This window comes from Bacillus sp. UNC438CL73TsuS30 (assembly GCF_000482325.1).
Lineage (GTDB): Bacteria > Bacillota > Bacilli > Bacillales > Cytobacillaceae > Neobacillus.
This window is the reverse complement of the sequence record NZ_KI535302.1, coordinates 18,629-31,195: the sequence shown is the minus strand read 5'-3', so window position 1 is coordinate 31,195 and position 12,567 is coordinate 18,629. Positions and strand designations below refer to the sequence as shown.

Here is a 12,567-nt window from a genome sequence, read left to right as displayed (position 1 = left end):
CCCTTTTCTTAAAGGAGGACAAAATGGATATTAGCTTTATAATTACGATCTTCCTAATTGGACTTGTAGGGTCATTTATTTCAGGGATGCTAGGAATAGGTGGAGCCATAATAAACTTCCCTATGTTGTTATATATTCCAGCCATGCTAGGTGTCGGTCATTTTACAGCACACCAGGTTTCAGGAATTACAGCTATCCAAGTTTTCTTTGCAACAATCGGCGGTGTATTGGTTTACCGTAAGGGTGGATTTTTAAATAAAACACTTATCGCCTATATGGGAATCAGCATTTTACTTGGAAGTTTTATTGGGGGATTTAGTTCCACTCATATGCCGGAAAGTGGAATTAATATCGTTTATGGAATTTTAGCATTAATTGCCGTTTTTATGATGTTTGTGCCCAAAAAAGGAATTGATAATATTCCATTAGTAGAAGTCAAATTTAATAAATGGCTTGCGGCACTATTTGCCTTCATCGTTGGGATTGGTGCTGGGATTGTAGGCGCGGGAGGAGCATTCTTGTTAGTACCAATCATGCTAGTCGTTTTAAAGATCCCAACAAGGATGACTATTGCTTCTTCCTTAGCCATTACAATGATTTCATCGATTGGAGCAGTCTCTGGGAAAATTATAACAGGGCAGGTGAATATCTTACCCTCGCTCATCATGGTTGTTGCTAGTTTAATTGCTTCACCGATAGGAGCCAATGTTGGGAAAAGAGTTAATACAAAAGTTTTGCAAGTGATTATGGGGGTTATGATTTTGGCTACTGCAATAAAAACGTGGATGACGATTTTGTAAAATTGGGCATTGAATAGAGAAGTTTAAAGTTGAAAATACATTAGTAGAGTTTCGGAGGATATTGTTGCTTTCAAAAATGAAGGGTCGAATTTACAATTTAATTGATTGGAAAACACACGTTATAGATTACAATCAAAGTAATCGAGCGTGTGTTTTTTTGATAAAGTTAGATCAACGGACATAGGAATGGATTTACTTAGAAGACGAAGTTAAAATAGTCTAAGATGAAGTGACTAGAAAGTAGGAAGAGAGAATGTATAGAATCGGCGTAGTTGGCCCAAGTTCGTCAGTCAAGCGAATTCTCAAAGTGGCTAATGAAATTGAACAAGAAATGGAATTTATACCATACTCCTATACAGAGGCAAAGGAAGTAGAGAAAATTGTATTAGAACACGATGATCAAGTTGATTTCTGGCTTTTTTCAGGATATATCCCTTATAGGGTGGCTGCAAAGACAGTATCTACGGATGAAAAATCGGTTTATATATTCTCCACGGAATCAAGTACATATAAAAGTTTCATGGAACTGGTTTATTCTGAGGGGAGATTATTGAACCGAATAAGCATCGACATGATTCCCGCCACAAATGTAGCGGAAGGGGAAAGCGTGCAACAGTTAAAGAAGACGGTGAAAGATATTTACGTGAAAACGTTTGATGTGGAGATTGATTCCCAAGAATTGTTTAAATTCCATTATGATTTATGGGAACAAAAAAAGACTGATGGTGCTTTGACATGTTACCCGACTGTTAATGAAGCCTTAAATAAAGCTGGTGTTCCCGCGAATTTGATGTCACCTACACGTATTGAAATTTTTCAAACCATAAGGATTTTTTTCGAGAAGATAAAGACTTCTTACTATAAAGATACACAAATTGGGGTTGAAAAAATCGAGGTAAAAGATTTTGACTCAATTAAAGAGAAAATGGAGAAAACTTATCAAATCCAGTATTTAGAGCTTAGGATGAAGGAGACACTTATCCAGCTTTGTGAGCAAATAGATGGCTCTCTTTTCGAGGAAGGAAATGGGCGTTATACCATTTTCAGTTCTCGGGGGGCAATTGAAAGGGAGATACAGACATTAAAGGAAAAAGTCCAATACTTGGCCCTTGAAGCGAATACAACGGTTTCCGTAGGAATTGGTTTCGGAAAAACAGTATTATTGGCAGAAATAAATGCACACCGTGCACTTCAACAGTCGAAGAAAAACACTGAGCAGGGGATTGTGATTGTTCAAGATGATGGGACGATTATTGAATCAGCGGGACAAGAGGAAGAACTGACTTATGCCTATCGAACGGATGATAAAGATTTTTTGGAGAAATTAAAAAAGGGAAACATCAGTGTAAAAGCTTTTAAGAAAATAGACGCTTTGATCAAAAAAATGGGCTGGAGTGATTTTACAACGAAGGAATTAGCGGCAAATCTTCAAATGGGTGAACGCAATGCTCAGCGAATTGTAGCTGAATTATGTGACATAGGCTTAGCCGAGTGTATTGGTGAAGAGTTGCATCACAATCGAGGAAGGCCAATTAAAATTTACCGGTTAAAATAAGCATTCCAATTAAGGATGCTTATTTTTTTGTTTTGGAATAAAAAAACTATTGAAGGGGGTCGAAATATTTCGTAAAATTAATATAACGAAAATTTCGTTATATATTCGCAAATGGAAAAGAATGAACTTCTCTTCTGTTGATAAAGGAGGAAATTATAGAGTTTAACACGTTCCATTATTACTTTTATTCATTAAAGAATGGAAATGTTAATCGTGTATACACACACTATATGGAGTTAATGAATGGTCTTTTATTGAAATGAAAGCGTTATTAAGGTCGTTTTAAAAATTCTTTTCTTTTTCAACAGCTAAACAATTAATAATTTTTTTCAATAGGAGGAGTTGGATATATGATATCAAAACGCACAAGAAATTGGATTCTAGCCTTACTTTTTCTGGGTTGGTCTTTAGGGAATATTGATCGTTATATTATGAATTATGCCGTGTTGTCCATTACGAAAGATTTACATTTGAGTGCATCTACTACCGGAATCTTACTGAGCAGTTTTTTTGCCGGATATGCGATTATGCAAATGCCTGGAGGATGGCTAGCAGACCGATTTGGACCTAGAAAGGTGCTCCTTGCCGCCGTTATTTCATGGTCAATCTTTACAGGATTGACAGGTGCTGCTTGGTCCCTAGCCTCTATGGTGATTATCCGTTTTCTATTTGGTATCGGAGAAGGCGGCTTTCAGCCTGCCAGTTCTAAAATCATATCACTTACGTTTCCCAAAGCGGAACGTGGACGAGCGATGTCAATTATGCTGTCATCAGGCGGTATTATCACACTTATTATCCCAATTGCCTCTGCCGCACTGCTTACGACAATTGGCTGGCGCACCACGTTTATCATAACAGGGGCCGTAGGAGCTATTATTGCAGCTCTTTACTGGCACTTTATTAAACTTCCAGACAATACAGAAGATAAAATAAATCATACTGCTGTTTTGAGTCAAAAAGGAATGTTCCGTACGTTGTTTAAAATACCTATGATTTGGAATTTGATTATTGCTTATTTCTGTATTTATGCAGTTAACTGGGGACTTGCAGCATGGATCCCAACCTATTTAGTTAAAAATCGCGGTCTTGATTTAATGTCACTTGGCTGGGTTCAGACCATTCCAGGTTTGACCATGTTAGTAGGGATTTATTTAGGTGGTTATATAATCGATAAACTGCCTAAAGGACGAGAAAGATTGGCAGGAAGCTTTTCATGCGCGTGTATAGGAATATTGTTGTATTTAATGTTTACAGCTTCGAGTGTAACATCATTTATTACGTATCAAGCGATTGTTAATCTATTTATTGCTTTTGTAATTACTTTATTACCGGCAATCGTTCTTAAACAGTTGCCATCTTCAGTCACTGGAACGGCTATGGGAATTGTAAATACAGGTGGTCAATTGGCTGGTTTTGTCACACCAATGGCGATTGGATTTATCGTTGATGCATTTAATGGTTCATTTAATGCTGCTTTTTGGATGTTAATTGGATTCGCAATTATCTGTATTTTAGCACTCTTAAACTTAAGTGATAAAAAAGTGGACCTTCTTAAAAAAAATGAGCAAGAAGCCCTTGCATTAGATGCATAAGAAAAAAAGTTATCAATGCAAGAAAACTTTGAGGGAGGTCTTTTGAATGAATATACAAAAACTTATTTCTGATCTAATTGAGCAAAAGAGAGACAAGATTATTGAGCTAAGTGATAAAATTTGGGCCTGCCCGGAAATCTACTTCGAAGAACATCAATCATCGGAATATTTATGTAAAGCATTGGAAGATGAAGGGTTTCAAGTTGATAGAGGGGTTGCCGGACTGCAAACAGGGTTTATTGGAAGCTATGGAAATGGTAAACCAATCGTAGCTATTCTAGGAGAATTCGATGCTTTAACAGGCTTAAGCCAGAAAAAGGGCCTTGCTGACCATGATCCGGTTGTTGCAGGCGGAAATGGGCATGGGTGCGGCCACAACTTGCTGGGATCAGGGGCATTTGCTGCTGCAGTTGCCATTAAAGATTACATGAAGCAAACAGGTTTGCAAGGGACGGTGCGTTTTTATGGTTGTCCAGCTGAAGAAGCGGGGTCTGGAAAGGCATTTATGGCTCGGGCCGGATTATTTAATGATGTGGACCTGGCACTTTCGTGGCATCCATCAACAATCCCTACTATTTGGAACGTTAACACTCTCGCAAACTACTCTGCGACTTTCAAATTTAATGGCAAGAGTGCGCATGCCGCTGCTGCCCCTCACTTAGGCCGCAGTGCACTAGATGCGGTGGAATTGATGAATATTGGTGTCAATTATTTAAGAGAGCATATGATTCCTGAAGCGAGAGTGCATTATGCAATCACGGATGCAGGCGGGACTTCACCGAATGTTGTACAACCTCATGCAGAAGCTGTCTATTTAATCCGCGCACCGAAAAAGCAGCAAGTAAAAGAATTATATGAACGTGTCTATAATATTGCTAAAGGTGCAGCCTTGATGACTGGAACAACTATGGAAGTTGAGTTTGAAGGTACTGCTTCAAATCTAATACCGAATACAACATTAGCAGAGATTATGTACAAAAATTTAACTGCTGTCGGTGCTCCATCTTATGATGAATTTGACCATCAGTTCGCTAAAAAAATTCGGACCACTCTTTCACAAGAAGATCTTGATGCGGATCTTAGCGGATTGGATAGAGAAACGGTTAAGAAATTGAAAAATAAAGATATTGTAGACGTAATTCCACCTTTAGGAAATGAGGGAGCATTATCAGGGTCCACTGATGTTGGTGATGTAAGTTGGGTTGTTCCAACGATGCAATGTATGACAACCTGTTTTGCACTTGGAACCCCTCTTCATACCTGGCAGGTAGTGTCGCAAGGTGCGACACCTATCGCCCATAAAGGCATGCTTCAAGCGGGAAAAGTTATCGCTTGCACTGCAATTGAAGCTTTACAAAATCAAGATATCCTTGAAAAGGCGAAATTAGAATGGAAGGCACGCTTGGAAGGGGAACCATATATTTCTCTAATTCCTGAAGATGTGGTGTTCCCTCGAAAAGAAGTTCACGTATAAAAGTAAGTTCAAAAAATTGGTTAATGGTGGGAATTGATTGAATTCTCATCATTTACTTTTGCTTCTGCAGAAAGGAAAGATGGAACATGGCTGTAGCAAAAGAGATGATCCTATTCGAAAAACACAGGGAGATTTTCAATTTAGATCAATGGGTGGAACACTATCGCTCCCATGCCACAAAAGGTCGATGTGCTTCCTATATTCCTGCATTAGAAAAGGCAAATCCATCACAATTAGGTGTTGTTATGGTAGGTCCAGATGGAACGGTCTTAAAGTCTGGAGAGTGTGAAGCCTCTTTTACCTTACAAAGTATTTCAAAAGTAATTAGCTTTATAGCCGCCTGTTTAGATTTTGGTACTCCATATGTCCTAGATCGAGTAGATGTAGAACCCACTGGCGACGCTTTTAATTCGATTATTCGTTTAGAAGTGCATAAGCCTGGAAGACCTTTCAATCCTATGATCAATGCGGGTGCCCTTACCGTAGCTTCTTTACTTGGGGGAAGGTCGCCACTAGAAAAGGTAGAATCGTTCTTAACATTATTCGAAAAAATGGTAGGAGAACGCCCGTCGATAAATGAGGAAGTGTTTCAGTCGGAATGGCAAACGGCCCATCGAAATCGAGCCTTAGCATATTACTTGAAAGAAACTGGATTTCTGGAATCTACTGTTGAAGAAGCATTAGAGGTGTATTTAAAACAGTGTTCAATTGAAGTAAATACAAAAGACATAGCCATAATCGGATTAGTTCTTGCCTATGACGGATTTCATCCCATTCGAAGGGAACAGATCTTCTCTAAAGAAGTTGCCAGATTAACGAAAGCATTGATGGTCACTTGTGGAATGTATAACGCTTCTGGTAAATTCGCAGCGCATATCGGTTTACCAGCTAAAAGCGGAGTTTCTGGAGGAATCATGGCAGCCGTTCCAGCACGAGTTAGTTCTCAGGATTCTCCATTCCCATATGGATGCGGCATTGGACTTTATGGGCCCTCTATAGACGAATATGGTAATAGCGTAGCAGGGAGCATGTTGTTAAAACATATAGCAAGAGAATGGGATTTAAATATTTTCTGATAGCATTTATATTCTAGTATTTCATAATTACACAAAAAAGGCACAATTCGTTTCTTGAATTGTGCCTTTTTGTACTTTCCTAAATGGTATATTGATCCTATTTAGAGAAAAACTATGTTTGTCATCCCGTACGCGACAAAGATAGCTTTCATGTTTATTGAATGAAAATATCCTGTCCTTTACCATTAAGATAAGGTACAAAACTAATGAAGGGAAGAGAGCATATGGCTCAATCTAATATAAAAGTAGCAGTACAGAAGTTTGGTAACTTCCTTAGCTCGATGGTCATGCCGAATATCTCAGCTTTCATTGCTTGGGGTTTAATTACAGCACTATTCATTCCTACTGGGTTTACTCCAAATGAAAGCCTTGCCAAAATGGTTGGCCCGATGATTACGTACCTCCTTCCGTTATTAATCGGATACACAGGTGGTAAGTTAGTTCATGATCAACGTGGTGCGGTCGTTGGTGCGATTGCCACAATGGGTGTCATTGTTGGGGCGGACATTCCGATGTTCCTCGGCGCCATGATCATGGGACCGCTTGGCGGTTATGTAATCAAGAAATTTGACCAGTGGATCGAAGGAAAAGTCAAAGCTGGTTTTGAAATGCTTGTGAATAACTTCTCCGCTGGGATACTTGGAGGATTGTTGGCTATTCTAGCCTTTTTGGCAATCGGTCCTGCCGTTGACGTATTTACAGGCTGGCTAGTAAAAGGGGTCGATTGGCTCGTAAGCACAGGATTATTACCGCTTACAAGTATCATTATCGAACCAGCAAAGATATTGTTCTTAAATAATGCCATTAACCACGGCGTCCTTTCACCAATTGGTGTTGAACAAGCTAAAACAGCAGGAAAATCAATTTTATTCCTTCTTGAAGCCAACCCAGGACCTGGTATTGGTGTCCTGTTAGCCTATATTATTTTTGGAAAAGGTACGGCCAGAAGATCAGCCCCAGGTGCGGCGATTATTCAATTCTTTGGCGGTATTCATGAAATTTACTTTCCTTATGTTTTAATGCGCCCAATGTTGTTTATTGCCGTAATTCTTGGTGGGATGAGCGGCGTATTCACAGAGGTACTTTTAGGCGGAGGATTATTCGCTCCTGCATCACCGGGAAGTATTATCGCTATCACGGCTGTTACTCCCCATCATGCAAGTGCATATATTGCCAACTTCGCGGGTGTGCTCGTAGCTGGTATTGTCTCCTTTGTCATTTCATCGTTTATCGTAAAAACTGGGAAGGAAACAGATGAAGACATTGAAGAAGCAGCGAGAAAAATGCAAGAAATGAAAGGAAAGAAAAGTTCTGTCGCCAATGTTTTTGCATCAAATCCTGGTACCTTTCCGGAAAACGTCAGCAAAATTATTTTTGCCTGTGATGCGGGAATGGGTTCCAGTGCAATGGGAGCTTCTCTTCTTCGTAAAAAGGTAAAAGAAGCAGGGTTGAATATTTCTGTAACCAATACAGCGATTAGTAACTTGCCATCTGATGCACAATTGGTTATCACACAGGAAGAATTGACACCTAGAGCTCAAAAGCAAGTACCGAATGCCTACCATATTTCGGTTGATAATTTCTTATCCAGCCCGGAATACGATAAATTAATGAACAGATTGAAAAATCCTGAAACGGCTGAACTTCAGGAAATCGTAGAAGATGCAGAAGCCAATGTGCCTGAAGGCGGCAATGCTGCCGAAGATTCATTGCTTCGTGAAGAAAATATATTCCTAAATCAGGAATTCGCGACCAAGGAAGAAGCGATTCGATTCGCTGGAAGGGCTTTAGTCAAGGCTGGTTACGTAAAGGAAAGCTATGTCGATGCTATGATTGCCCGCGATGAAATGACATCCACTTATATGGGGAATGATGTTGCGATTCCACATGGCACGGAAGAAGCAAAAAAGGATGTCCTGAATTCTGGATTTACTGTTTTACAGGTTCCAAACGGGGTTGATTTCGATGGACAAAAAGTACGGTTGATTTTCGGAATTGCCGGAAAAGATGGTACCCATCTTGAAATCTTATCAGGTATTGCAGTTACTTGCTCTGACATGGCTAATATTGAAAAATTAGTAGAAGCCAAGTCGGCCAAGGAAATCATGGATATTTTAAATGATAAAAATCAATAGAGTAGTTTACGAATAGAAAAGCAGAAAAATTTGCTTTTCTATTCGTGTTACATCACCAGAAATGAGTTGGTAGCATGTATATAACTACAAGGGAAAAAGAAATTATTGAATTGATTATCAAAACATCTGGGAAGCATACAGCATTAACCCTTGCTACATATTTAAATGTCAGTGTTCGAACCATCCAGCGTAATTTAAAGTCGATTGAGAAAGTCCTTGATTCCTTTGACCTTCAGTTAGTCCGAAATACGGATAAAGGCTTGGTGGTTGAGGGGAAGAACGAACAAGTTTTTCGATTAATTCAATATTTAATGGGAATCGACCCAATCGATCAAACTCCTCAGGAAAAAAAGTTGCTTTTGCTCATCGCATTAATTCAGGAAGAATCCTATAAAATTCAGGCTTTGTCCATTGATCTCGGCGTTAGTGCTGTGACATTAACAGCATACCTGGATGAACTGACAGGCTGGCTCAGCAATTTTAATATCCAGCTATCCCGAAAAAGAGGCGTAGGAGTTGAACTTATAGGCTCTGAAGCTAACAAGCGAAAAGCTTTGGCAAGTTTTATGCTGCTTCATTTTAATGAGGAACTAATAGAGGGTTTATTTTTGTTAGAGAATGCAGAATCACGTCAGGATCTTATTTTATATTATTTTCATCCCGATTACTTACTTGCGATTGATAGCGTAGTGAATACTGTGTTTAGCAAATTGCAGCAAAGGCTTGCTGATAGTGATTATATTGGTTTAATTGTTCATATTTGTATCACGCTGCAAAGAGCAGATGCTTTCTTTTTCTTGGAAGAAGAGGGGGAGTTCGCTAACGAACTAACAAAAGAATATAACTTGATTTCCGAAATTCTCCGGGATCTTGAATCATTATTCTCCTTTCAATTTAAGAAAAACGATATTTTATTTTTGGCGGGAATCCTAAAAGGCTCTAAACTCCAGGCTGCTGACATCGTTCCCTATGATAGTGTGGTTCTTAGCAAAAAAATTAAAAATCTGATTCAACATGTTTCTTCTCAACTTCATGTTGATTTAACGAAGGATTTTTCCTTGTATCAAGGATTGCTTGCCCATATGGAGCCTTCGCTATTTCGGCTTCAACAGAAAATGGGGTCGTTTAACCCGTTAAAAGAGGAAATCAAACGGAAGTATCCTGTTCTGTTTATGGCTGTAAAAAATAGTGTGGAAACCTACTTTAAAGAAATTGAAGCCTTTCCTGAGGATGAAATTGCCTTTATTGTTCTTCATTTTGGTTCTGCCTTGGTGTTGAAGGAAGAGGATATTACAATTAAAGCCTTGGTTGTTTGTCCAACAGGTATTGGGACATCTAAAATGTTAGCGAGTCGAATTAAGAAGGAAATTGCCGGAATTGATTCGATTGAAATTAAATCGATTAAAGAAATGCAGCATCAGGAAAACTTCAGTAGTTATGATTTGATCATATCTACAGTAAAGCTTCCGTTTACAAAATTGGAATATATAATTGTCTCTCCACTCTTAAGTGAAGAGAATATCGAGACAATCAAGAACTTTTTAAAAAATAACATTAAGAATATCACGGAAAAAAAGAGTTATTTAAAGGCATTGCAAAAATCAGCCCCTTCTTCCAACAAAACGGGTGTCACGATTTCAGGGATTTTACAGGAACTTCAGGATGTCCATCAAAGCATTCAGTCGGTTTTAAACAATTTTTGTGTTTACCGGCTTCCTATTCTCAGCGGTCATGAGCAAATATTAAAAGAGATGGTCAAGTTGGCGGAGAATAAAGGACTTTTAACAAATTCAGATGATGTTATGAGTTCATTAAAGGAGCGAGAAGGAAAAGGCGGACTTGGAATACCCGATACGGGGATGGCGCTTTTTCATTGCAGAAATGAAAACGTCAAAGAGCTTATTTTTCAAATCACCCATTTAAAGCAGTCTATACCCGTTAAGGGTATGGATGGAAATGATATGTACATGAAGAATTTACTGCTCATGCTGGCTCCTGAGGAATTAAGTGTAAGGGAGCAGGAAATAGTAAGCTTGATTAGCACAAGCTTAATTGAGAATAATGAAGCAATCTTAATTTTTTCATCATCGAATGAAGAGATGATTCGGACTAGATTAGAGACAATCTTTTTGGATTATCTTCAAATAAATATTATAAAGGAATGATAAAAATGAAACTAGCAGTCCATTTTGGAGCAGGGAATATTGGCAGAGGATTTATTGGTGCTCTGTTTTCACAGTCCGGCTATCATGTTACCTTTGTTGATATTGCAGAGCAAATTATTAACCAATTAAATGAAGAAAAGCAGTATCAAGTTAAATTGGCTCAAGACCAACAGGAGAGTATGACAATTACGAACGTTTCCGGGCTTAACAATATGACACAGGAAGACGAAGTAGTGGAAGCGATTGGCAAGGCTGCATACCTTACAACCGCCATTGGCCCTAATATTCTGCCGCGGATTGCTCCGTTGATTGCCAAGGGCTTAACTCAAAGAGTGAAAGCGAACAATGAAAAATTATATGTTATTGCATGTGAAAATCAAATATCTGCTACAGATTTATTAAAGGGTTATATTTTTGAACACTTAGATGAGGAGACAAAAACAAAGTTAGCAGATAAAGTTTCTTTCTTTAATTCCGCCGTTGATCGAATTGTTCCGATCCAAAATAATCAAGGCTCACTTGATGTTCTTGTTGAGCCGTACTATGAATGGGTAGTGGAAACAAATGAAAGTATCCCTCCGGTTGAAGGGATGAAGATCGTCTCAGATCTTGCTCCTTTTATTGAGAGAAAGCTTTTTACCGTGAATACAGGACATGCGGTCATTGCTTATCTTGGTTATTTGGAAAAGAAAGCAACCATTGATGAAGCATTAGCAGATGAATCCATTATCAAGCAAGTTCAAGCCACTCTTGGCGAAACTGGGGCTTATTTAATTAATCAATATGGCTTAAATTCAGACGAGCACCAGCAATATATTAATAAGATTATTAATCGTTTTAAAAATACCTATTTGAATGATGCAGTGACAAGGGTGGGCCGCTCTCCATTGCGTAAACTAGGGCCGAATGACCGCCTTGTACGACCTGCTACGGAAGCGGCAAAAGCGGGCCTTTCATACACGAATCTTGCTAAAGCTATTGCTTCCGCATTACTTTTTGATTACCAGGAAGATGAGGAAGCAGTAAAACTGCAAGCGATGATTAATGAAAGTGGGTTGGCTGTTGTCCTTAAGGAAGTAAGCGGCTTGGATGAAAATGGCGAGCTTACTCAAGAAGTGATTAGACATTATCATGATTTAAAAAAATAAAGTATAAAAAAGCAGCTTCAAATTTGAAGCTGTTTTTACTGTTATGATATTTTTTTTGCCATTTTTTTATGATCGATCGTTAGATTTTCTAGTTGAGAATATAAAATAGCTAAATCATATTGGTCTTTTTCTTTTAATCCGTTCATAATGATATTTGTTGCATAAATGCAAATTAAAAATACACTTATTGTAATTAACCAAGCAGCAAACATTTTAACTCCCCCTTTGATTTAACTTGCCATCATTTTAAGTGATTTTTACTAGTTTCTATGTGATATAAATCACAAAAAGAGGGGTTTATTATGTCTAATATATTACAAATAGTGAAAATTAGGGGATCTTTTTCGGAAACACTGTTTTTTCTATCTGAATGGTGTTTTTTATATAGAATTATAGAAATTTGAGTTTATTGATGGTGAAGTATCCAAATCGGTAATAATTATGTAGTTGCCTGGCAGGGGGGAAAGCTCAAACGGTAATCGAACAAGGCAATAGATGCCAGGGCAAGTGGAAAAAGAGTACGAGCGGCAATCGAAAGAGGCGATAGATGCCCGAGCAAGTGGAAAAAGAGTACGATCGGTAATCGAAAGAGGCGATAGATGCCCAGGCAAGTGAAAAAAGA

At 38.5% G+C, this 12,567-nt stretch carries 10 protein-coding genes; 8 read left to right on the top strand and 2 right to left on the bottom strand.

The features are described from left to right. Positions 1–23: 23 nt before the first annotated feature. The 8 genes from M028_RS0129015 to M028_RS0128980 all read left to right on the top strand — a co-directional run bounded on the left by M028_RS0129015 (position 24) and on the right by M028_RS0128980 (position 11,945). Positions 24–800, top strand: a complete 777-nt coding sequence (locus M028_RS0129015) for a sulfite exporter TauE/SafE family protein (protein WP_026576955.1) — start codon at positions 24–26, stop codon at positions 798–800. A 253-nt stretch (positions 801–1,053) separates the two neighbouring features. Continuing rightward, positions 1,054–2,355, top strand: a complete 1,302-nt coding sequence (locus tag M028_RS0129010) for a hypothetical protein (RefSeq protein ID WP_026576954.1) — start codon at positions 1,054–1,056, stop codon at positions 2,353–2,355. A 350-nt stretch (positions 2,356–2,705) separates the two neighbouring features. Continuing rightward, positions 2,706–3,947 (top strand): MFS transporter, encoded by a 1,242-nt coding sequence (locus tag M028_RS0129005; RefSeq protein ID WP_026576953.1) that lies wholly within the window; start codon positions 2,706–2,708, stop codon positions 3,945–3,947. Positions 3,948–3,993: 46 nt separating this feature from the next. Beyond that, positions 3,994–5,421: a M20 family metallopeptidase gene (locus M028_RS0129000; protein ID WP_026576952.1), complete on the top strand. Its 1,428-nt coding sequence runs from the start codon at positions 3,994–3,996 to the stop codon at positions 5,419–5,421. A gap of 104 nt (positions 5,422–5,525) precedes the next feature. Further along, the gene (locus tag M028_RS0128995) at positions 5,526–6,497 is read left to right on the top strand and encodes a glutaminase (protein ID WP_026576951.1); all 972 of its coding nucleotides are present in this window, start codon (positions 5,526–5,528) and stop codon (positions 6,495–6,497) included. Positions 6,498–6,721: 224 nt separating this feature from the next. Beyond that, entirely contained in the window at positions 6,722–8,632 is a 1,911-nt protein-coding gene (locus M028_RS0128990) for a PTS mannitol transporter subunit IICBA (RefSeq protein ID WP_026576950.1), read from the top strand. A 74-nt stretch (positions 8,633–8,706) separates the two neighbouring features. Continuing rightward, positions 8,707–10,797, top strand: coding sequence for a BglG family transcription antiterminator (locus M028_RS0128985; RefSeq protein WP_026576949.1), 2,091 nt, complete (start codon positions 8,707–8,709; stop codon positions 10,795–10,797). Positions 10,798–10,802: 5 nt separating this feature from the next. Further along, positions 10,803–11,945, top strand: a complete 1,143-nt coding sequence (locus M028_RS0128980) for a mannitol-1-phosphate 5-dehydrogenase (RefSeq protein WP_026576948.1) — start codon at positions 10,803–10,805, stop codon at positions 11,943–11,945. A 41-nt stretch (positions 11,946–11,986) separates the two neighbouring features. Here the strand turns inward: M028_RS0128980 and M028_RS33230 are convergent, their stop codons facing one another. Together M028_RS33230 and M028_RS33790 are read right to left on the bottom strand one after the other, a co-directional pair. After that, the gene (locus M028_RS33230; RefSeq protein ID WP_155925886.1) at positions 11,987–12,157 is read right to left on the bottom strand and encodes a hypothetical protein; all 171 of its coding nucleotides are present in this window, start codon (positions 12,155–12,157) and stop codon (positions 11,987–11,989) included. 227 nt (positions 12,158–12,384) lie between these two features. Further along, positions 12,385–12,567 (bottom strand): hypothetical protein (locus M028_RS33790; protein ID WP_231510922.1); only part of this gene is annotated, 183 nt, incomplete at its 5' end.

Bases quoted from the DNA above. Each gene is read 5' to 3' on its own strand.
- M028_RS0129015 (WP_026576955.1), top strand. From the start codon at position 24: ATGGATATTAGCTTTATAATTACGATCTTCCTAATTGGACTTGTAGGG.
- M028_RS0129010 (WP_026576954.1), top strand. From the start codon at position 1,054: ATGTATAGAATCGGCGTAGTTGGCCCAAGTTCGTCAGTCAAGCGAATT.
- M028_RS0129005 (WP_026576953.1), top strand. From the start codon at position 2,706: ATGATATCAAAACGCACAAGAAATTGGATTCTAGCCTTACTTTTTCTG.
- M028_RS0129000 (WP_026576952.1), top strand. From the start codon at position 3,994: ATGAATATACAAAAACTTATTTCTGATCTAATTGAGCAAAAGAGAGAC.
- M028_RS0128995 (WP_026576951.1), top strand. From the start codon at position 5,526: ATGATCCTATTCGAAAAACACAGGGAGATTTTCAATTTAGATCAATGG.
- M028_RS0128990 (WP_026576950.1), top strand. From the start codon at position 6,722: ATGGCTCAATCTAATATAAAAGTAGCAGTACAGAAGTTTGGTAACTTC.
- M028_RS0128985 (WP_026576949.1), top strand. From the start codon at position 8,707: ATGTATATAACTACAAGGGAAAAAGAAATTATTGAATTGATTATCAAA.
- M028_RS0128980 (WP_026576948.1), top strand. From the start codon at position 10,803: ATGAAACTAGCAGTCCATTTTGGAGCAGGGAATATTGGCAGAGGATTT.
- M028_RS33230 (WP_155925886.1), bottom strand. From the start codon at position 12,157: ATGTTTGCTGCTTGGTTAATTACAATAAGTGTATTTTTAATTTGCATT.